Annotated in this window: 17 protein-coding genes; 9 read left to right on the top strand and 8 right to left on the bottom strand. The window is 66.3% G+C overall.

The features are described from left to right. Positions 1-102: 102 nt before the first annotated feature. The 7 genes from MKW15_RS12070 to glf all read right to left on the bottom strand — a co-directional run bounded on the left by MKW15_RS12070 (position 103) and on the right by glf (position 10,220). Positions 103-1,533, bottom strand: a complete 1,431-nt coding sequence (locus MKW15_RS12070; RefSeq protein WP_240857868.1) for an alpha/beta hydrolase-fold protein — start codon at positions 1,531-1,533, stop codon at positions 103-105. 245 nt (positions 1,534-1,778) lie between these two features. Then, on the bottom strand, positions 1,779-2,774 hold the full coding sequence (locus tag MKW15_RS12065) for an alpha/beta hydrolase (RefSeq protein WP_240857867.1): 996 nt from the start codon (positions 2,772-2,774) through the stop codon (positions 1,779-1,781). A gap of 443 nt (positions 2,775-3,217) precedes the next feature. Beyond that, the gene (zomB, locus tag MKW15_RS12060; RefSeq protein WP_240857866.1) at positions 3,218-5,446 is read right to left on the bottom strand and encodes a flagellar motor control protein ZomB; all 2,229 of its coding nucleotides are present in this window, start codon (positions 5,444-5,446) and stop codon (positions 3,218-3,220) included. Then, a complete protein-coding gene (locus tag MKW15_RS12055; RefSeq protein ID WP_240857865.1) occupies positions 5,433-6,356 on the bottom strand; it encodes a decaprenyl-phosphate phosphoribosyltransferase in 924 nt (307 codons plus the stop codon). Before MKW15_RS12055 ends, zomB begins: the two co-directional genes overlap by 14 nt. Further along, positions 6,353-7,096 carry a phosphatase PAP2 family protein gene (locus MKW15_RS12050; RefSeq protein ID WP_240857864.1) on the bottom strand — a complete coding sequence of 248 codons (744 nt, stop codon included), beginning with the start codon at positions 7,094-7,096 and terminating at the stop codon, positions 6,353-6,355. Before MKW15_RS12050 ends, MKW15_RS12055 begins: the two co-directional genes overlap by 4 nt. Further along, positions 7,077-9,017, bottom strand: a complete 1,941-nt coding sequence (locus tag MKW15_RS12045) for a glycosyltransferase (RefSeq protein WP_240857863.1) — start codon at positions 9,015-9,017, stop codon at positions 7,077-7,079. The genes MKW15_RS12050 and MKW15_RS12045 overlap by 20 nt, the downstream gene beginning before the upstream one ends. Next, complete coding sequence (gene glf, locus MKW15_RS12040; RefSeq protein ID WP_240857862.1) at positions 9,018-10,220, bottom strand: UDP-galactopyranose mutase; 1,203 nt, start codon at positions 10,218-10,220, stop codon at positions 9,018-9,020. A 161-nt stretch (positions 10,221-10,381) separates the two neighbouring features. Between glf and MKW15_RS12035 the strand changes: the two genes are divergently transcribed. The 5 genes from MKW15_RS12035 (at position 10,382) to MKW15_RS12015 (ending at position 14,294) form a co-directional block, all read left to right on the top strand. Beyond that, on the top strand, positions 10,382-11,110 hold the full coding sequence (locus MKW15_RS12035; RefSeq protein ID WP_240857861.1) for a glycosyltransferase family 2 protein: 729 nt from the start codon (positions 10,382-10,384) through the stop codon (positions 11,108-11,110). After that, complete coding sequence (locus MKW15_RS12030) at positions 11,107-12,096, top strand: acyl-CoA dehydrogenase family protein (protein WP_240857860.1); 990 nt, start codon at positions 11,107-11,109, stop codon at positions 12,094-12,096. Before MKW15_RS12035 ends, MKW15_RS12030 begins: the two co-directional genes overlap by 4 nt. Continuing rightward, complete coding sequence (locus tag MKW15_RS12025) at positions 12,093-12,863, top strand: PIG-L deacetylase family protein (RefSeq protein ID WP_240857859.1); 771 nt, start codon at positions 12,093-12,095, stop codon at positions 12,861-12,863. The genes MKW15_RS12030 and MKW15_RS12025 overlap by 4 nt, the downstream gene beginning before the upstream one ends. After that, a complete protein-coding gene (locus MKW15_RS12020) occupies positions 12,860-13,522 on the top strand; it encodes a class I SAM-dependent DNA methyltransferase (protein WP_240857858.1) in 663 nt (220 codons plus the stop codon). The genes MKW15_RS12025 and MKW15_RS12020 overlap by 4 nt, the downstream gene beginning before the upstream one ends. Positions 13,523-13,610: 88 nt before the next feature. Then, positions 13,611-14,294 carry a GAF and ANTAR domain-containing protein gene (locus MKW15_RS12015; RefSeq protein ID WP_240857857.1) on the top strand — a complete coding sequence of 228 codons (684 nt, stop codon included), beginning with the start codon at positions 13,611-13,613 and terminating at the stop codon, positions 14,292-14,294. Positions 14,295-14,319: 25 nt separating this feature from the next. Here the strand turns inward: MKW15_RS12015 and MKW15_RS12010 are convergent, their stop codons facing one another. Next, positions 14,320-15,852 carry a SpoIID/LytB domain-containing protein gene (locus MKW15_RS12010; RefSeq protein ID WP_240857956.1) on the bottom strand — a complete coding sequence of 511 codons (1,533 nt, stop codon included), beginning with the start codon at positions 15,850-15,852 and terminating at the stop codon, positions 14,320-14,322. Positions 15,853-16,140: 288 nt separating this feature from the next. Between MKW15_RS12010 and MKW15_RS12005 the strand changes: the two genes are divergently transcribed. From MKW15_RS12005 to MKW15_RS11990, 4 genes are all read left to right on the top strand, one after another. Continuing rightward, positions 16,141-17,724: a peptidoglycan recognition protein family protein gene (locus MKW15_RS12005; RefSeq protein ID WP_240857856.1), complete on the top strand. Its 1,584-nt coding sequence runs from the start codon at positions 16,141-16,143 to the stop codon at positions 17,722-17,724. 161 nt (positions 17,725-17,885) lie between these two features. After that, on the top strand, positions 17,886-18,473 hold the full coding sequence (locus MKW15_RS12000; protein ID WP_240857855.1) for a peroxidase-related enzyme: 588 nt from the start codon (positions 17,886-17,888) through the stop codon (positions 18,471-18,473). 26 nt (positions 18,474-18,499) lie between these two features. After that, positions 18,500-19,114, top strand: coding sequence for a peroxidase-related enzyme (locus MKW15_RS11995; protein ID WP_240857854.1), 615 nt, complete (start codon positions 18,500-18,502; stop codon positions 19,112-19,114). Between the two features lie 13 nt (positions 19,115-19,127). Continuing rightward, positions 19,128-20,297: an acyl-CoA dehydrogenase family protein gene (locus tag MKW15_RS11990; protein WP_240857853.1), complete on the top strand. Its 1,170-nt coding sequence runs from the start codon at positions 19,128-19,130 to the stop codon at positions 20,295-20,297. The last annotated feature ends 87 nt before the right edge of the window (positions 20,298-20,384 follow it).

Here is a 20,384-nt window from a genome sequence, read left to right as displayed (position 1 = left end):
CCTCGGGTCAGGCTACCGTCCACGCGGCCGGTCATCCGCCACGCGACCCGCTCCACCTGCGGAAACCCGCCGTTTCCTCAGCGAAGTTTCAGCCCGCACACATCACTTCGTCACCTTGGTGCCACCCTTGGCGGTCCAGAAGATCCGCCCGTGCTCAAAGGTGTTGAAGCGTCCCTTGCCGTCGCGCGTCGCCATCTCGTCGCTCGTCGGCTTGCCGAGACGCCCGCCTGGGCCGCCGGTGGACGCGTAGGCGCCGCCGATGGCTCCGGTGACGATCTTGGGTCCCTTGGGGCCGCTGAACACGCGTCCGCCGAAGAAGTCCTGCGCCCGACCGCCCGGCACCCCGTACTCCGGCGTGAGGCATCCACCGAGCTGTGCTCGGTTGCGGTCGTAGACCTTCTTGAACGCGCCGCCGACCCGACACGCGACCCGGTCGCCGGCCAGACCCAGCGCACTCGCGGCCTGCGGCCACGCCTGAATCATCTCGAACTCCCAATAGGGCCAGGTGTGGGTACCCGACGGCCGGTACACGGCCTGCCCGGGAATCCCCTTGCGGTTCAACTCGATCGCGAACTGCTGCGACGTGACCCGGCTCAGCACCTCGAGGCCGACGCCGGAATAGTTGGTCGCCAGCATCGGGATGTCCGACGGTTTGTCGTGTGCGCCGATGAGTCCGTTGCCGGATGAGATGTAGAGACTCGTGCCCTGGAGCTTCTCCGCGAGCAGATAGGGGTCGTGCTCCTTCCAGGCCGGATCGCTGGGCGGACCGAACATCTTCATCGAGTCGTAGCCGCCGCCGTCGCGCAGCGCGAACTGGATTGCCTGCGGCATGCCGTACGAGGTCATCTGCAGGATGCCGGAGAACGACGCCGCGAACTTGTAGAACCCGGGGTTGCGGGCGGCGAGCATCATCGCCGCCGAACCGCCCATAGAGAGCCCCTCGATTCCGCGTACATCGGTCGAGCGCCACTGCCCCTCCAGGATCGGCGGCAACTCGCGGATCAGGAAGGTCTCCCACTTGTAGTTCTTGCCTCGATCGGGTTCTTTCCAGTCGGTGTAGAAGCTCGACTCACCGCCGATGGGCAGGATGACGTTGACGTTCTTGTCCTTGTAGAAGTCGACGACCTTGGTGTTGATCACCCACCCGCTCTGGTCGTCCTGCGCACGCAGGCCGTCGAGCATAGTCAACTGCGGGAACGAGGCGCGCGGCTTCGCATACCAATCACGGGCGAGCAGGATCTGCACCTGGATGTTGGTGTTCATCGACGGTGAATAGACCCACAGCGCGACGCGACGGTCGGTGTACCAGTAGGTGTTGACGACCTTGCCCGGCTTCGCCTCCGGTGGTGGTGGAGGTGCCTCCTGGGAGGTCGTGGGAGGCGGTGCCGGTTCCGCTCCGGCGGGGACCCCGCCCGCGAGGACCAACGCGATCGTGGCGGCACACACCGCCACGATCGTTGCCACGGTCCCACGTCCGCGTGGCCGGTTCCCCCGTGTGCCGACCACCCGCTCAGCTCTCACCGTTCGCCGCATTGTCTTCTGAACTCCTTCGCCCCTGTCCGTTGGCGTTCTGATACGGATACGGAGCCCGACTGGTTCCCCGCCAGTCACACAAGCATCACTAACAACAAACGCCTCAGGTGTTTCTTACACGACGAGGGGTGTCGATGTACGCGCGCCACGCTGTGACACGAGTGAACAATGTGATTTCAGAGGTTTCTAGCAACACAAACGCCCCGCCCGGGGTAGTCCCGGGCGGGGCGTTCGATGAGCTCAGATCAGCGGAAGAAACCGCGGTTCTTGGCGTTCCAGACCATGTCCTGCCAGTAACCCCACGCGTGCGTTCCGTTGGCGTAGTAGGTCATCAGCGGGATGCCCTGGACAAATGCAGCCGCCTCGAAGGCCTTGGCCTGCGTGAACGCGAGCAGTTCCAGCGTCGAACCCTTGAACAGGTCGTCGAAGACGTTGGGCAGTGCGTTGTAGCGGCCGAACAGGCCGTTGCCGGAGCCGACGAAGAGCTTCATGCCGCGCATGCGGTTGAGATTCCAGAACGGGTCGTTGTCGAACCAGCGGAAGCTCCACGGCGGGCCCCACATGCAGTCGATGTTCCACGGCTTGGGGTCGACGTCGAGCATCGCGAGACGCAACGCGGTCCGCATACCGGGAGCCGTCAGGAAGTTGTAGCCCGACAACGAACCTGCGCGGTCGAAGGCGGCGCGGTTCTGGGCGGCGAGCACCAGTGCGGCGTTGCCGCCAGACGAGATGCCCATGATGGCGTACTTGCGGCTGGCGCCGACGCGGAAGCCCTTGCGATCCAGCGCGGGCACCAGGGTGCGGTTGATGACGCAGTTCCAGCGGTAGCGGTATCGCTGACCGTTGAAGTTGCTCGGCGCATCCCAGTCGGAGTAGAAGCTGGCGGGCCCGCCGATCGGCTCGACGACGTTCACGCCGGAGCGGACCATCTCCTGGACGTTGGTGTTGATCTCCCAGCCGCTGTAGTCGTACTGGGCACGCATACCGTCGAGCATGATGACGGTCTTGTAATTGCCCTTACGCTTCCAGGCACGCACTTTGACCGAGGGCATCCCACAGCCGTTGACGTAGAACTCCTGCTTGCCGAACTGGGTGCCGCCGATCCGGGCGTCGGCCTGGCCGGCCCCCACCACGACTCCGGCGAGGCCGAAAACGGTCATCAGGGCAACAGTGGCGGCGATGAAGCGATTGCCCAACCGGTGCCGGCTGGGCTTTCGCGGCTGGTTCACAGCTTCGCGCATGGACTCAAATCTCCCTCGTCAACCGGTCTGACCTGGGGTTCTACCCCAGCTTGCCAGCCGGATCGGTTTAGCGACCACAGTCGCCCGTCCCCCCGAAAGCATCTGGCGAAACGAGAATTCTCAGCTCTTTCTTGAGCTTTGTTCACCGTTTCGGCAGCCTATTGCAATCCCAGAGGACAGACAAACCGTGTGATCGCAGTCACACAGCGGCCGTCGAAGCAGGCCTGGTCATTCGACCAGACCACTCGACGACGAACTGAGTATCGCCGCGGTCCGCGGGAACGTTACCGATTCGAGACATGCTTCGGCAACACGAGGTTCGTGTCGGCGGTCAAGGCCACGCAGGAAAGCTGTACGCCTCAACCCGGCGAGGTGCACCGTGCGCTTGACTGACCTCCCGCGTACAGATTCCCGGAGGGCGAACGGGGTGCGGCGGAGTCGACTCAATTCGGTGGCAACGGCGTCAGCGGCGGCGGGATCGGCAATCCGCATCGCTGCAACTCGTACTCGGGATTGCGTTCGATCCGGTAGTCGGTGAACCGGAACGACTCCCGCAGATTGTGCTTGAACCGTGCCCACGTCCACGGACCCGTGAAGGAGGCCTCGCGGTCCTTGGTCTCCGGGCAGGTGAGAGCCACTTCCGCCTGCCGGACGGTGTCCTCGTCGAGGTAGCCGGGCAGCACCGGGCGTCGGGGATAGGCACCCGAATCGGCGACGACCCACTCGCTCGGCAGGATCTTGTCGTGACCGATGCGACCGTCCTCGAGACGTTCGGTATGGGCGGCCAACGGATAGGCAAGACCCATCTGGTCGATGACCCGCACGTCGAGCGGTGCATTCATGCTGGTCATGCCGAGATTGAGGAAGTAGACGGTGACCTTGCGCTCCGCGCCCTTGGGCATCACGCCCGGCATCCGGGCGACGTACCACTCGTCGTAACTCGACGACGGCAGGATGACACCACCCTCCTCGCGATACTTGTCGATCATCTCGACCATCGCCCGCATGCGGGGATAGTTCAGGTAGTCCTCGGCGGTCACCGGGTTCTCGTTGCCCATGTTGGTGACGTAGAACCGGCGCTCGTCGACGATGCCGCTGCGCCCGATGTCGATGCCGGCATTCGGCAGGGAGTTCTCGTGACAGGTGATCGCCCAGACGAGCGTCGTCACCCACAATGCCGCCATCAGAGTCGCCCCGACCAGTTGAGCCCGGATACGACGACGGTCAGGCGCACGGTCAACGGTTTCCGACGCACCGTCAACGCTTTCCGACGCACCGTCAACGCCCTTCGAGGCTCGCTCCGCTCGCACCTCAGGGAGCGGAACCTCCTCGTCAGCGGGGGTGGGGGTGCGCCGGAACGCCGCGCGAACATGTGCGGGCACGGTCACCGGAACCACCATCACCGGCAGCAGCAGCGTGAACAGAGACACCAGCAGCACGCGCCCGTGCATGAAGTCGCCACCTTGGCGGATCCAGTAGATGCCGCCGATGAGGCCGGCGATCACCACGGTGATCACCACAGCCTTGGGGGTCTGCAGTCCGCGCGACCAACCGCCGAGCCGGGTCCTCAGCGACACAGGTCCGGCGCCGGGTTCGGTGTCGGGTCGCTCGCGCATCCGCGCTCCGACCGTCAGGAGCACTCCGGCGATCACGGCCAGGATCACCGGCAGGACCAGCACATACGGCCCGAACAGGTTGCCGAGGTAGACGAAGCCCTGATGCCACTTGGCGCCGCTGGCGTCCTTGGCGACCGCCGGGTTGGGCACCAGCAACGCGTAGTAGCCCATCCGGAAGATCTGGTAGCTCACCGGCACGATCGCAGCCGCCACCACGACGCCGACCCGCATTTTCGCGCCCAGCGGCGCGAGGAAGACCAGAACCAGGACCAGGCCGCCGAGTACGGCCAATTCGGGACGGACCAACGGCGCGAGCCCGGCCGTGAATGCCAACAAGAGAGTGAACGCTGCCGCGGAGCGGGTGCCCGTCGGACCTCGCCGGGCCCAGGCCACCGCCTGGCACCAGAGCACCGCCACCCAGAAGATGCAGAGGCCGTTCTCGAGGCCGCTCGTCGCGAAGTCGCGGGCGGGCGGAACGGCGATGTAGACGATCGAGCCGAGCGGAAGCAGCAGCGTCCAGCCGTCGCCGGTCAGGCCACCGAGTCGCGAACCCAGAAGGCGCGCAGTGCCGTACATGGCGATCGGGATGGCCGACACCGACAGCACCAGAGCAACCCACAGCGCGACATATTCGAGTTGCCCGTCGGTGACCCACGCCCAGAACCACAGTAGGTAGGTCCAGGCGGTCGACGTGTTGGCCTCGACGCGCTCACCCGCGTTGAACACCGGGCCGTTGCCCGCGAACAGATTGCGCAGGGTGCGTAGGACGATCAAACCGTCGTCGGCGATCCACCGCCGCTGCCAGGCGCCGATGGCGAAGAACGTGCTGACCGCGATCGCGCCGACGGCAAAACTGATGACCGGAACCCACTGGCGTGAACCCCACGCACGAATCCCGCGTCGGCTGCCGTCCGTCGAGACCTCGTCGACGGCGGAATCGGCAGCGTCGTCGGTGTGCTCGTCGGTTACCCGGTCGATCCGGGTGGTCGGCTGGTCGTCGAGAACGAGATCGTCGGACTCTTCATCCTGGAGATCTCGCTGATCAGGAGACTGCATAGACCGCGACACCCACGCATACTATCCACGCGACCGCCAGCAGTTGCAGAACCCGGTCTCCGAGCACGATCTCCTCGGGCTCGCCGGCCTCGCCGCCGTCGATGTCGACCGCATAGCGGAGAAGGGCGATGGTGACGGGCACCATCGACGTCGCGTACCAGACGTTGGTGTCGTGAGAACCCTTGTCGAAGGCCCACAGTCCGTAGAAGACGACCATCGCCGTGGCCGAGAGAGTCCAGATGAACCGCAGGTAGGTGGTGGTGTAGTACTCCAGCGACTTGCGGATCTTTGCCCCGGTTCGTTCGGCCAGCTGCAACTCCGCGTACCGCTTGCCTGCCGCCATGAACAGCGAGCCGAAGGCCATGACCAGCAAGAACCACTGTGACAGCTCGATCCCGGCGGCCACACCACCGGCGATAGCACGCAGCAGGAAGCCCGACGACACGATGCAGATGTCGATGACGGCCTGATGCTTGAGCCCGAAGCAGTAGCCGAGTTGAATCACCAGGTAGACCGCGATGGTGGTGGCGGTCTGCCAGTTGGCCAGGAACGACACTCCGATGGACGCGGCGGCCAGGACGACGGCCAGCGCGAAGGCGAGGTTGCGCGGCACCACGCCGGCCGCGATCGGACGGAACCGTTTGGTCGGGTGGTTGCGATCGGCTTCTACGTCGAGTGCGTCGTTGATCAGGTAGATCGACGACGCGACCAGGCAGAACGCCACAAAAGCGATCCCAACGCGTGCCATCGCGGCACCGTTGGTCAAGGAGTCGGTGCCCGCTGCCAGTGGCGCGGCGAGAACCAGCACGTTCTTGACCCACTGACGCGGGCGCACAGCCTTGATCAGTCCGGTCGCCAGATTCTTCGGCGGTCCGATGACCTTGCCGTGCTCGATCGGCTCCTCGCTCATGCGTTCTCCCTGTTCCTCGACACCCGCCCAGCCCTCAACTGACGCGCGACGGCCGGTACGGCTGCCCGCGCCGTCTGCCCGGGCAGCAGGGCAAGCGCAGATGCGCGCACCGCGAACGCAGCGGCCCGCGTCGAGCGTGGATGGGCCGCCGCACCGTTGGCCGCGCGCTCGATGAGCGCGTCGCCCGCGGTGATCGCACCCGCACTCAGTGCACCGATCACCGCGCCCGCCGCGACGTCGCTCGGATAGTGCACACCGAGAACGAGCCGCGAGGTGAGCATAGGCGGAACCAGCGCGGCCGGGAGCAGCCACCTCGGCAAACCGGCGGCGCGCCCGATCAGGATCGCTGCGGCGGTGGTCGAGGTGGCGTGGCTCGACGGGAAGCTCAGGCGGCTCGGCGTCGACACCCCGACCACGATCCGCGGGTCGTGCGGGCGCTTGCGCCGCACGATCCGTTTGATGACGACCGACGCGGCGTGTGCACCGAAGGCACCGACACCAGCCTCGACCCAACGCCGCTCGGCGGCGGAATCGCCCCGGCGGACGGCCAGACCCCAGCCGACGGCACTGATCGCCAGCCAGCCGAAAGCGTGCTCCCCGACATGCGACAGTCCCCGCGCGGCGGGCAGCACGCCGGGGGAGTCGGCGAGCGCGTCCTGGATCGCGACGAGTGCGGCGACCTCGCCCCGCGGTTCGCTCAGCTCTGCACCATCGACCCGCTCAATCGATTCCGAAGACACGCGCCCAACTCTCTTTGCCGGTCAGTTCCGCGTGCGCGGCCCGATACTGTTGCTTCATCTCCGGGAACCTCTCCCGCACTTCCTTCACCAGCGCGAAGTATTCCCGTCCGAGCGCGATCATCTTGTCCCGGTCGCGTTGCCGGTAGACGACGCCACGCCCGTCCGCAGTGGTGACGGTGACCCCGTCGACTCGGCCGAGGCTGAACCACCGCGCCTCGATCGGAGGGTAATTCGCCTGCGGCACTTCGTGATGCCGCGGGTCGGCGGGCCGGGCGTTGTTCCGCACGCTCGCGAGAAGGGCCTTGGCCTTGGCCAGTTTGCCCTGCGGCGGACGGGTGCCCAGTGCCGTCGCCATCCCCGACGTCGGGGGCAACTCGGTTGCCGAGGCGAGTACGACGGCGTCCGGGAACTGCTTACGCATCTGCGCCACCTTGGGCAGCGCCGTCGGCAGCAGTTCGCGGATGTGATGCGGTCCGGCGAGGAAGTCGCGGATCGCTTCGCTCTGGATCGCGACCGTCGAATACTCCAGACACAGAAGATGTTTGGCTGCCGCCTTGGTCATCGAGCGCAGAATGCCGTTGATCGGCCCGTCGTGATGGATCGCCGCGACCACCAGACGGTTCCGCAGATGGAAGTACGCCTGCCAGTCGATTGCGTCGTCCTTGTCGCTCCAGGCCATGTGCCAGATCGCGATTCCCGGAACGGTCGCCGTAGGGTATCCGGCTTTGGCTGCGCGCAGGGCGAATTCCCAGTCGTCCCACTTGATGAACAGCGGCATGGGCAGACCGATGGTCTCCGCGCACTCACGCGGGATCATGCACATCCACCAGCCATTGCCCTCGACATCGATGCGCCGGTGCAGGTTCTTCGAATTGTCCCGGTCGCGCAGAGGGTATTTCGAGAAGTTGTGGTCGTATTCGACGAACGGCGCCGCGGTCCACATGAACCGGTCGCGGTCGATGACCTCACCCATGCAGTGCAGATGGCTGCGGTCTTGCAGGTTGAGCATCTGCCCACCGACCAGCATCGGCGTCTTGGCGAACCTCGACAAGGCGAGCGCACGCAAGATCGAATCGGGCTCGATGGCGATGTCGTCGTCCATGTAGAGCACGTACGGGCTGTCGGTGAGACGCAATGCCTCGAACATGATGCGGGCGTATCCGCCGGATCCGCCGAGGTTGCCCTGATCGAAGATCCGCAGGCGATCACCAAGGCGCGCAGCGGCTTCGGTGTAACCGGTCTCGTCAACCACCTTGCGGGTGCCCTGATCGGGCATCAGCACCGCGTCGATGACGTCGTCGACCAGCGGGTCGGAGGTCAGCGCGGCGAGTGCGGCGACCGCGTCGTCCGGCCGGTTGAAGGTCGGGATGCCAACCGTGACGCCCACCCGGTCCTGACCGTCGGGCGCATCGACGGGTGCGTACCAGCCCGCCGAGACGATCTCGGTGTCGGTGTCGGTGGTGACGTCGAACCAGATCCAGCCGCCGTCCTCGAACGGCCCGAGGTCGAGCTCGAATTCCGCTACGCCACGCCCGGTTTCGTCGGTGGCGATGAGATCGCCGCCGATCCCGATGCGGGAGCCGTCGATCTTGGAGCGGTAGAGATCCACCCGGCACGAGCCGATGACCTCGACGCGCAGGACGACGGAATCCAGGATGCTCCACCGGCGCCAGTACGACGCCGCGAAGGCGTTGAAGTAGGTCTCGAAACTGACCTGCGACTCCGCACCGAGCAGCACCGACGTCCGACTCGGCGCATGCGCGCGCCGGGCGTTGCGGTCATCCTCCACCAGGTACAGCGAGCGCACGTCCAGCGGTTCGCCGGCGCGCGGGAAGATCACCCGCTGCAGAAGGGATTTCGCGTTCGACGGCCCGGAACCGGCGGTCGGGATCTCGGATTGGGTCACGGGGCTCAGACTCATCTACTCTCCGCTGTCTTCGGTCAGGGGCGCACCGTCGGCGAGGTGCGGCGCCAGCGTGTTGTCGAACATGGTGAGCGCACTCGCGATCGCCATGTGCATGTCCAGGTATTGATAGGTGCCCAGGCGTCCACCGAAAAGCACCTTGGCCGATGCGGTTTCGTCTCGGGCCAGCTCGCGGTAGGCCGCGAGGGTGGCCCGGTCCTCGGGGGTGTTGATCGGGTAGTAGGGCTCGTCGTCGTCGTTGGCGAACCGTCCGTACTCACGCATGATGACGGTCTTGTCGGTCGGGTACGAGTCGCGCTCCGGGTGGAAGTGGCGGAACTCGTGAATCCGGGTGTAGGGGACGTCGGCGTCGTTGTAATTCATCACCGGGGTTCCCTGGAAGTCCCCGGTGTCGAGTACCTCGGTCTCGAAATCGAGTGTGCGCCAACCGAGTCGGCCTGCCGAGTAGTCGAAGTAGCGATCCAGCGGACCGGTGTAGACCACCGGGGCATCGGGATTGGCGGCGCGCAGGTCGTCGCGTACGTCGAACCAGTCAACGTCCAGCCGCACCTCGATGCGCTCGTCGGCCGCCATCTTCTCCAGCCATGCGGTGTACCCGTCGACCGGCAACCCCTCGTAGGTGTCGTTGAAGTAGCGGTTGTCGAAGGTGTAACGCACCGGGAGGCGGGTGATGTTGCTCGCCGGCAGGTTCTTCGGGTCGGTCTCCCACTGCTTGGCGGTGTAGTGCTTGACGAAGGCCTCATACAGGGGGCGGCCGATCAGGCTGATCGCCTTCTCCTCGAAGTTCGCCGCCTCCTTGGTGTCGAACTCGGCCGCCTGCTCGGCGATCAGCGCACGCGCCTCGTCGGGGCTGTAGTACTTGCCGAAGAACTGCGCGACCAGACCGAGCCCCATCGGGAACTGGTAGGCCTGACCGGCGTGCATCGCAAAGACGCGGTGCTGGTAGCCGGTGAAGTCGGTGAACTGGTTCACGTAATCCCACACCCGCTTGTTGGAGGTGTGGAACAGGTGCGCACCGTACTTGTGGATCTCGATGCCGGTCGTCGGCTCGGGTTCGGAGTAGGCATTGCCGCCGATGTGCGGGCGACGCTCGAGGACCAGGACCCGTTTGCCCAGCTGGGTCGCCGCCCGCTCGGCGACGGTGAGTCCGAAGAATCCGGATCCGACGACGATCAGGTCATAACTGGTATCGGCTGCCACGGGTGTTCAGGGTAACGGACGTAACCTGAGGATTCTCCGAGCCACCACGGCCCCGATCACAACGTTGCCCTACCAGTCGCGCCTCCCCCCGGTAAGGTAGGAACACATCGGTCTGAAGACACGCGGCCCGTGACACCCATCCCACTCGATCAGGGGACCGCGTGACGCCTTCACAGCCTGCCGACCTCTCCCAACGCCGTTTCGGCACCGAACCGATCCACTCCGTCACCGTGGTGGTGCCCGCACACAACGAGCGGCACACCCTGCGACCGTGTGTCGACGCGCTCTGCGCGGCCGCGGCGGCGGTGCCCGTGCCGGTCGAGATCATCGTCGTACTCGACGCCTGCGACGACGATTCCGCCTCGGTGCTCGGACCCGGTGTCACGGCGGTGAGCATCGACGCTCACAACGTCGGTGCCGCCCGCCGCGCGGGTTTTGCCGCGACTCAGAGATCCGGCCCGACGGCCACCACGTGGTTCGCCACCACCGACGCCGATTCCACCGTCCCCGAGGACTGGCTCTGCACGCATCTGGACGCGGCCGAGGCGGGCACCGACGCGTATGTCGGCACGGTCACCCCCGACGGTTTCGGCCAGTGGCCCGACGACCTCGAGGTGCGCTACCTCGAGCGGTATTCGCACCGCCCCGGACATCGACACGTGCACGGAGCGAACCTCGGTGTGCGCGCCTCGTCGTATGTGGCCGTCGGCGGTTTTCGACCGCTGGCGGTGCACGAGGACGTCGATCTCGTAGACCGCCTGCAGGCACTCGGCAGCTCGATCACCCGGTGCGCAGCAGCGCCGGTGCGCACGTCGACACGCGTGGCGAGCCGGGTGGGCGAGGGATTCGCGGCCTATCTGCGCAAACTGGCCACCGAGGCTGCCCAATGAATGCGGGGGCCGCGTTCGCCGCGGTCACAGCCGACCGGTTCGGCCTGCCCCGACCCGGGTCAGGACACACCGGCGAGCGGTTTGCCGCGCTGGCCCGGGCGTGCACGGACGACATCGCCACCGGCCGGCTGATCGAGGCCCATGCGGACGCCGACGCGATCCTCGGCGAGATCGGCGGAGCGTCGGTCGGGCCGGGAGAATTCTGGGGGGTGTGGGCGGCCGACCCACCCAACACCCAAGTCAATGCGTTGGGCAGCGACGACGAATGGGAGCTGTCCGGCACCAAACAGTGGTGTTCCGGAGCGCAGCACTGCACCCATGCGTTGATCACCGCGCACACGGAGCTCGGGGATCGGTTGTTCGCCGTCGAACTCGGTCAGGGCGGGGTGCGGGCCGACCCTTCGGTGTGGAAGACCGACGCCATGCGCGGGTCGAACACCTGCACGGTGATGCTCGACCGTGTGCGGGCCCACCCGGTGGGCCCACCAGGTGCATATCTCGAGCGTCCCGGGTTCTGGCATGGGGCGATCGGGGTGGCGGCGTGCTGGTTCGGTGGTGCTCGCCGGGTGGCGGCGCCGCTCTACCGCGCTGCCATTCGTCGCGACGACCCCCTGCTGCGGATGCATCTCGGGGCCGTCGACGCGGTCCTCGCCGCGGGCTGGGCACAGTTGCAGGACGCCGCCCGACGCATCGACGCCGACCCTCACGAATCCACCAAACGCCTGGCCCACCAGGTCCGCTGGTCGATCGAGCAGGTGGCCACCACCGTCATCGACCGCACCGGCCGGGCGCTCGGTCCCGGACCGCTGGCCGCCGATGGTGACCACGCTCAGGCCGTCGCCGATCTCATGGTGTACATCCGGCAGTCGCACGCCGACCGTGACCTCGTCGTTCTCGGTTCACTGGCCGGGGCAGCCATTCCGGGCCCGACGGCGACAACACCGGACACAGTCCTGCCGGCCACCCGAAACGGGCAGGCGCGGTGAGCGTCTCGGCGGCGCGATTCGCCGCGGTACCGCCGTCGGACACCGGCACCGCCGAACCCGAGTGGGCGAAGTGGCTGGACCGACAGGGCCCGTGGGCCCGCCCACGGTTCGACGTCGAGGTTCTGGTGGTGCTGGCTGCCCATCCCGACGACGAGGTACTCGGAGCAAGCGGAATGATGTCGGCGGCCATCGCCGCGGGCGTACACGTGGTGACCGTTTGCCTGTCCGACGGGGCCGGCTCTCATCCGGGATCACCGACGATGTCACCGCCCCAGCTCGCTGCGCGCCGGCACCTCGAGCTCGACGCGGCAGCCGCCATCCTCGGACTCGACCCACCGCGATGGTGCGGACTGCCCGATGGTGGGCTCGACAATCGGGAACCGGAGATGGTCGGCATCGTCGGCTCGCTGCTCGACGAATATCGCAGCAACCGCGTCGGCCTGCTCTCGGTGTGGGCTCACGACGGCCATCCCGATCACGAAGCGGTCGGCCGCTGCGCCCAGGCAATCGGTACCGAGCGCGGCATCCCGGTGTGGATGTACCCGGTGTGGATGTGGCACTGGGCGCGCCCGGGCGACCCCTCGATTCCCTGGCACCGGTTGCGGGCCCATCCCCTCGACGAGGGAGTACTCGAGGTGAAGCGGGCGGCGGTTCGCGCATTCGAATCCCAGCTGCGACCGTTGTCGGACGCAGCTGAGGATCGGGCGGTCCTGAGCGCGCACATGTTGTCTCACCTGCTGCGTGACCGAGAGTTCGTCTTCGAATGAGTACGCCCGGGCCCGACGTGCGCGGGAATCTGCCGCGTTCGTACTTCGACGCGATGTACGAGTCGAGCGACGATCCGTGGGGATTCGCGAGCCGCTGGTATGAGCAGCGCAAGTACGGATTGACGCTGGCCATGCTCTCGTCGCCGCGATACCAGTCGGCATTCGAACCCGGATGCTCGATCGGCGTGTTGAGCCAAGCGCTGGCCGCTCGATGCGATCGCCTGTTGTGTACCGATGTCAGCGAACGCGCTGTCGACCTCGCACGCGAACGTCTGCGGGGAGCCGATCATGTGTGTCTGCAGGTCGGCGATGCGTTCACGCAGTGGCCGGCGACCAGCTTCGACCTCATCGTCGTCAGCGAATTGCTGTACTACCACGATGAACAGGCCTTGCCGAGGCTGATCGCGCGGTTGGCCAAGTCGTTGACACCTCGCGGCGAACTGGTCGCGGTTCATTGGCGCCATCACGTCGCCGAGTACCCGTCGTCCGGAGATGCCGTACATGACGCACTCTCGGAATCACCGGGCCTGAGTCGCCGGGCAACGTACACCGACAGCGACTTCAGGGCCGACTCGTTCACGCGTCGGGACACGCAACGGATTCCATGGGTGGCCGAGCGCGACGGACTCGTGGGAACGCAGTTCCGGCGCCTGTGGTGAATTTCTGGTGCACGACATTAGGATGTATTGGCCGACGGGGTGGTTATCGGGTGCGGTGAGGATGCGACCCGCCTGGCATACAAGGAGGATGACCGTGCAGGCAGATGACCGATCTGACATGACCCGGATCGCGAACGAGTTGCGGGCTCAAAGCGACGACACCGAAGCGGTGTTGCGCAAGATGTCGAAGTACGCGGTCGACACCCTCCCCGGCGCGGAATACGCAACAGTCACCCTGGTACGCGGAGGGGTCATCGAATCCCCGGTGATCGTCGGCGATCTCGGCGGAAAGTCCGATGAGCTCCAGCGCGAGTTCGACGAGGGACCGTGCGTACGTGCCGCCGTCGATGACGAGACGATCTGGGTCGAGGACATGCGGATCGAGCGCCGCTGGCCGCGTTTCGCCCCGGCCGCCGCAGCTCTGGGCATCCGGTCGATGGCGTGCTTCTGCCTCTACATCGAAGGCAACGACTTTGGCGCCCTCAACCTGCACAGCACCGAGCCGAATTCCTTCGGCAAGGATTCGCGCCTGCTCGGCGAATTGTTTGCCGCTCACGCAGCGACCGCCTTCGGTGCGGTTCGGGAGAAGGAACAGTTGCGGGCGGCACTCAGTTCACGCGACATCATCGGGCAGGCAAAGGGCATGCTGATGGAGCGGTACCAGATCGATGCCACGGCCGCGTTCTCGCTTCTGGCGCGACTCTCTCAGGACACCAACACCAAGCTCGTGGACATCGCACTGCAGATCGTGGACGCAGGCCCGGGAGCCTGAGTTCCGCCGGCCCGGCGCGAGGTGGTCAGCGCAGGGCGTCGCGCTTGGGGAAGCCGAGCACCGCGATCCCGCCGCGGGCTTGATAGCGCTGCAGTCCGCGGCCGGCGAGGGCATGCGCGCCGGTCTGCCGGCTGAAGTACATGATGCCCTTCTCGAAGACCTGGATGACGCCGGCCGCGTCTGCGGTGAGGGTCGGCACGCCGATCGCCTTGCCCAGCGGTCCGAGTACGCCACCGAGGTCGGTGAACTTGCCGCTCAGCGCGGTTGTCGCGATCGAGAGCAGCTGTGACGAGCCAGGGATGATCTGGTCGGCGAGTCCGTTGAGGCTGCCCAGATCGAGACTTCCGGCGCCACCGCTCGGACCGACCGGCGGTCGCACGATCTTCGGTTTCGTCGCCTGTCCCTGCACCGAGAAGAACGACGACTTCAGCTGCAGCATCGTCCGCGCCTGCTCGCCGGTGACCTCCTTGGTGCCGCCGGAACCGACCGCGCGCACCTTGAGCGCGCGACCGTTCTCGGCGCCGAGTCCGTTGGCCTCGACGACCTCGAAACTGCGCAGCGCGCCGACGCCGAACGCGGAGCCGATGCTCCCGGCACTCACCGTCGCCGTCCAGTTGTGGTTCGGTGAAGCCGTGTCGCCCTCGTCGGCGACGGCGGGGAATCGTCCGCCCGCCGTGAAGCCGCCGGTCGACGCGGAGAATTCGGTGAACGCCGGTTGACCGTTCTGACGCAGGATCTGGCCGGTGGTCGCGTCGGCCGCGACATTTGTCCGACGATCCTCGCTCGCGACGCCGCCGTAGACCTGTGAGTTCTGGGTGTCGTCGATCTTCTTGCCGCCGGCGATGGCGGCCAGCGCGTAGGTGCGCGCGACGACGGCTTGCGCCTTCAGCGCCTCCATGCCGCCGGAGTCACCCCAGGCGGGCACGCTCTCCTTGGGGATGACGCCCTTGACGTAGTCGTCGATGTGCAGCCGGTTGACGACGCGGCCGCCGTCGAGTCCGAGTGCCCCGCGGTAGGCCGTGTTGGACCCGCAGAATTTGAGGAAGTCGCGCGCCGGTCGAGAGGGCGCCATGCTGATCGGCTCGACGAACGGTGCCGTCAGCCGCACGGTCCGAATCGCGCCACCGCCGCAGCCGCTCATGATGGTGGCCGTGGTCCCGGACAAGCTGACCGCTTGTCCGGGAGCCACGGTCTGGCCACCGACTCGCATCCCGGCGTCCGCGTGCACATTCACCGAGTTCTGACCGGTGAGTCTCACCGTGATCTCGGGCCTGTCCACCTTCCCCGCGGTGGTGCCGCCGTAATAGTGGCGCAGAATCTGACTGGCAGGCCAGCCTTTTCGTGCGTATCCGTAGGCACCCCACTGACCCATACCGCGCCCGTGGCCGTGCCCATGTCCAATCAGCGTCACCGTCGAACCCACAGAGAGTTCCACGTCCTGACTCATGGTCGATCCCGCGACCGCCAGCCCGCCGGCCAACAGCGCCGGCGCCAATCCGAAGGCCGTCCAGGACAGCGTGCGCCGACGGGCATGGCGAGGCCGTACACCCGGCGCCATACCCGACAACCACGTCATCGGACGGAACTTCTGCACTGACGGAAACACATCCCTGAGTTGGACACTCGCCTCAGACGTAACGCCTGTGACTGGTGTGACGATTGAGACTTAAGTGACCATAGTGAACTCACTCGGTTCACAACAACCCCAGAAGATAACAACAGCATCACGAGTTGCCACGCGCGGCGTGTGTGCACGAAGACGCGGCATCCTCGCCTCCACGATGACTCCCGGATCGACCATTCGGACCAACCGGACACACCTGCCCCGTTCACTTGAGGAGCCCCTGTGCGCTATGCCCGACCGAAACCGTCGATCGTGCTGGCCACGATCGCGATCGTTGCCGTGGCGAGTCCGCTCGTGGTCAGTGTGAGCAAACACGATCCCGAGCTGGTGGATCGCACCAAGAAGGTGGCCGACACCACGATCGAGCAGGTACCACTGCGCGATCTGTCGACCGTCGTGCTCGACATGGCGTCGTCGGGCCTCGGCGCCGCCGGCATCAAGCTGCCCAAGATCGACCCGAACCAGTTCCCGCTGCCCGACCTGACCGTGCCGCTCCCTTCCGGTCTCGTCCCCACGGCCACGCCTTCGGATTCCAGTTCGACGTCGACGAGCAGCTCGCCCACCGCGACCACCACGACGTCCTCATCTCCGGATTCGACCTCCACATCGACGACTACCACGACGTCGGATTCGACCTCGACGACGACAACGACCTCGACGACGTCCGGCACACCCCGATCCACGGCCCGAGCACGCGCGCCCCAACCCCGCATGGCCGACGGCAGGCCCGTGGGCGCGGCGGTCACAACGCTTCGTCGGAGCACCCCGATCAAGATGCTCGCCTTCACCTGGGACCGCCCGGTCGACGTCGACATGTTCGTTCGCGCCAAGCGTCCGAATGGGCGATGGGGTGCATGGACCGCGCTCGAGCAAGCAGCTGGGAGCGAAGCGAGCCCCGACCACCCGGCCGGCACCGAACCCATCTGGATCGGCAACGCACGCGAGGTGCAGATCGCCGCGACCGACAACGGCCTGGCCATCCCCGCGGCCGAACCGCAGGGCGGCGGACCGGCCCAGCTGGCCATGGGCTCGGCCAGTGAGATCATCACCAAGCTCGTCACCACCGCACTGTCGGCCATCAAGGCAACCCTGATCAGCCCGGAATCGATTCTGTCCCTTGGCTCTTCGCTGCTAACACCGCTACTCGGCGGCCCCTCGGTGGTGGCCCGCGCGCAGTGGGGCGCCGACGAGGCCATTCGTTGTTCTCAGCCCACGTTCTCGCCGACGGTCCGCGGGGCGATCCTGCATCACACCGCCGGTTCCAACGAGTACACCGCGGCGCAGTCGGTGGAGATCGTCCGCGGCATCTACGCCTACCACGCCCGCACCCTCAACTGGTGCGACATCGGCTACAACGTGCTCGTCGACAAGTACGGCCAGATCTTCGAGGGCGCGTTCGGCGGACTGGACCGCAATGTCGAGGGCACGCACACCGGCGGATTCAACAAGTCGACGGTCGGGGTGTCGATGATCGGCAACCTCGACCAGACACCGCCCACCGGCGCGATGGTCGCCGCGGTGGCCCGGTTCCTGCGCTGGCGCCTCGGCAAGGCCGGGCTCAATCCCGGTGGGACGGCAAACCTGACCTCGGAAGGCTTCTCCGGCAGCAAGTTTCCCGCCGGCGCCCAGACCACCCTTCCGATGATCGCCGGGCACCGCGACTACAACAGCACGAGTTGCCCAGGCACACACGGCTACTCGGCTCTCGCACAGATCCGCGGCCTGGCCGGCGGTGCGTCCGTCAAGCCGCCGGAGTCGACGCCTTCTGCGACACCGACGAATCCGGTACCGGTCCCGTCCGCCTGACAAGTCCATTCGATCCCCTGAACTGAATCTGGGGGAACATCTCACGGGTTGCGATCACGCAAAGTTCATCTCTGTGACGATCTCGCGGCCGGCTCTACCGTCTGAGGAGTCACCCGCGACCGGCCACGCCGCCGATCGCTTCCTCGATCGTGAGAAGAGCCATGACCGACACTCTCGAATCCCCCTCTGCCACAACCATTTCTCGGCTGCACGTCCCCGAGCTCCACGAGCTTCCCGACAACCTACGCCAGCAACTCGGGTCGCTCGAACGTCAGCTCGGCTACATCCCCAACTGGGCCAGCGCGCTCAGCCTCGGTGGTGCGCACGCCGCACGGTTCAACGATTACATCCTCGGCCTTCTCGATCCGAACACCGGCCGACTGCCCTACGTCGACCGTGAGGTGCTCGCCACGGTGAGTTCTGCCGAGAACAAGTGCTCCTATTGCCGCCTCAACCACGCAGGCAGCCTCGGTGAGGCGCTCGGTGACCGCAAGCTCGGCACCCGAGTCGCCATCGACTACCGCGAGGTGCGTGAACTCTCGCCGCGGCACCGCACGCTCGCTCGCTTCGCAGGCAAACTCTCCTTGCATCCCGGTGAGATCGAGGACGCCGACATCGACGAACTGCGCGATCTGGGCCTGAACGACGAGGAGATCTTCGAGGCGGTGCACGTCATCTCGGCCTTCGCCGCCGCCAACCGGTTCACCATCTTCCTGCAGGTCACACCCGACGACCAGTTCTTCAACTGACTTGGCACACAAGGAGATCCACTCTCATGACGGCCACCACCGGAGCCTCGCTTCGCATCTCGCGCCTGCGCACGCCCACCGACGACCAACTCTCCCCCTCGGTCGCCGCACTCTTTGATCAGACCGAGAAGGAGTCCGGCTTCGTCCCGAACTGGCTTCGCGGCTTCGCACTCGACGAGGGGCATTTCGAACGCCTCAACGCCTACCTGTTCCCGCTCGTCCAGGGCGACCCGTCGGTGCCGAGTTCGATCACCCGACGTGAACGGGAGATCCTTGCGACCGTCGTATCGGTCCGCAACGGCTGCGCGTACTGCCACGCCCTGCACGTACATGAACTCGCCCAGTTCCTCGGCGATGCCTGGCTCGCACACCGCATTTCGCTCGACCACCGGGAAGTGCCCGAACTATCCGAGCGCGAACACTCCCTCATCGAACTGGCGTTGACGGTCACCGACGATCCCGGTGGCGTCTCCGACGACGACATCGAGGGCCTGCGCGGCCTCGGGCTCACCGACGCCGAGATCTTCGAAGCTGTCCAGATCACCGCAATCTTCAACGCCACCAACCGGATCTCCCTCGCTCTCGGGTTGCTGCCCGACCCGGAGATCTTCGACGGCGATCACACCGCCGCACATTCGTGACCAGGAGTAACCCATGACCAGCACCACCAGTCAAGCCACCACCGACTTCGTCCTCCCCGAGGACACCCTCGAGCGCTTCCGCGAGCGAGCTGTCACCTACGACCGTGAGAATCGTTTCTTCGCAGAGGATCTCGAAGAGCTGCGCGAGCTCGGCTACCTGCGGGCGGCACTCCCCCGCGAGCACGGCGGACTCGGCATCAGCCTGCACCAGCTGAATCTCGAGCAGCGTCGCCTGGCTGCGTTTGCGCCGGCCACCGCACTCGGGGTCAACATGCACCTGTACTGGACCGGCCCGCTGGCCGATCAGCTCAACGCCGGCAACAAGGAATTACTCTGGCTCGCAGAGGAAATCGTTGCCGGAAAGGTGATCGCCGCCGGCCACGGCGAACCGGGCAACGATCTCGTCATCGACGACTCCACGACCATCGCCACGCCGGTCGACGGTGGCTATCGCATCACCGGACACAAGATCTTCACCTCCCTGTCGCCGGCGTGGGATTGGCTGGGCGTGCATGCGCGCGACAACTCCGACCCCGACAACCCGAAGATCGTGCACACTTTCGTCCGGCGCGACGAGATCGGCGTGTCGACGGTCGAGACGTGGGACACGCTCAGCGTGCGCGCCACCGCCAGCCACGACACCCTCCTCGACGACGTCTTCGTCCCGAGTGAGCGCACCGTCGGAGTCCACGCCGTTGGTGAGCCACCGACCGGCTACGTCGCCGGTATCTTCCCCTGGGTTCTTCCGCTGCTGGGCAACATCTACCTCGGAATCGGGCGTCGTGCTTTGGATCTCGCGATCGCCTCGGCAACGTCGCGCACCGCGCTGAGCCTCGGGGGAGAATCGGTGGCGCACAAGCCGTTCACCCAGTATCACGTCGCCGAAGCGGAGTTCGCTCTCGAAGGCACCCAGGGACAGCTCGACCGGCTGACCACCCAGCTCACCGCGGGTGAGGATCTCGGTGACCGCGCGCTGCTGCGGCTGTTCGCGGCCAAGGAGAACGGCACCCGAACCGGACGCACCGTCACCGACCTCGCGCTCGAGGTCGCCGGGGCCGGAGCGCTGCACCGACGCAACGAGCTCGAACGTCTCTACCGCGACGTGCGGGCGGGCGCCTTCCATCCGCCGAACAGCGACAGCGCACGCACCTTCGTCGGGTCGTTCGCGCTCGGGTTGCTGTAGCCGTACAGGCTTTCGGCGCGGGGTCCCGCACAAAACTAGGGGAAGAACTTCCTCCCCTACTTCTTGAGTCCTCCGCGAGAAGTTCGG

The sequence above is a fragment of the Gordonia gummivorans genome (genome assembly GCF_022513585.1).
In the GTDB taxonomy this organism is placed as follows: domain Bacteria; phylum Actinomycetota; class Actinomycetes; order Mycobacteriales; family Mycobacteriaceae; genus Gordonia.
Note: the sequence above shows the minus strand (reverse complement) of the source record. Positions and strands in the feature narration are given on the sequence as shown.

What these genes read in the sequence shown, in the direction of transcription:
- zomB (WP_240857866.1), bottom strand. Translation starts at nt 5,446, where the DNA reads ATGCAGTCTCCTGATCAGCGAGATCTCCAGGATGAAGAGTCCGACGAT.
- MKW15_RS12010 (WP_240857956.1), bottom strand. Translation starts at nt 15,852, where the DNA reads ATGGCGCCGGGTGTACGGCCTCGCCATGCCCGTCGGCGCACGCTGTCC.
- MKW15_RS12045 (WP_240857863.1), bottom strand. Translation starts at nt 9,017, where the DNA reads ATGAGTCTGAGCCCCGTGACCCAATCCGAGATCCCGACCGCCGGTTCC.
- MKW15_RS12070 (WP_240857868.1), bottom strand. Translation starts at nt 1,533, where the DNA reads ATGCGGCGAACGGTGAGAGCTGAGCGGGTGGTCGGCACACGGGGGAAC.
- MKW15_RS11995 (WP_240857854.1), top strand. Translation starts at nt 18,500, where the DNA reads ATGACGGCCACCACCGGAGCCTCGCTTCGCATCTCGCGCCTGCGCACG.
- MKW15_RS12015 (WP_240857857.1), top strand. Translation starts at nt 13,611, where the DNA reads ATGACCGTGCAGGCAGATGACCGATCTGACATGACCCGGATCGCGAAC.
- MKW15_RS12000 (WP_240857855.1), top strand. Translation starts at nt 17,886, where the DNA reads ATGACCGACACTCTCGAATCCCCCTCTGCCACAACCATTTCTCGGCTG.
- MKW15_RS12065 (WP_240857867.1), bottom strand. Translation starts at nt 2,774, where the DNA reads ATGCGCGAAGCTGTGAACCAGCCGCGAAAGCCCAGCCGGCACCGGTTG.
- MKW15_RS12020 (WP_240857858.1), top strand. Translation starts at nt 12,860, where the DNA reads ATGAGTACGCCCGGGCCCGACGTGCGCGGGAATCTGCCGCGTTCGTAC.
- MKW15_RS12030 (WP_240857860.1), top strand. Translation starts at nt 11,107, where the DNA reads ATGAATGCGGGGGCCGCGTTCGCCGCGGTCACAGCCGACCGGTTCGGC.
- MKW15_RS12055 (WP_240857865.1), bottom strand. Translation starts at nt 6,356, where the DNA reads ATGAGCGAGGAGCCGATCGAGCACGGCAAGGTCATCGGACCGCCGAAG.
- MKW15_RS11990 (WP_240857853.1), top strand. Translation starts at nt 19,128, where the DNA reads ATGACCAGCACCACCAGTCAAGCCACCACCGACTTCGTCCTCCCCGAG.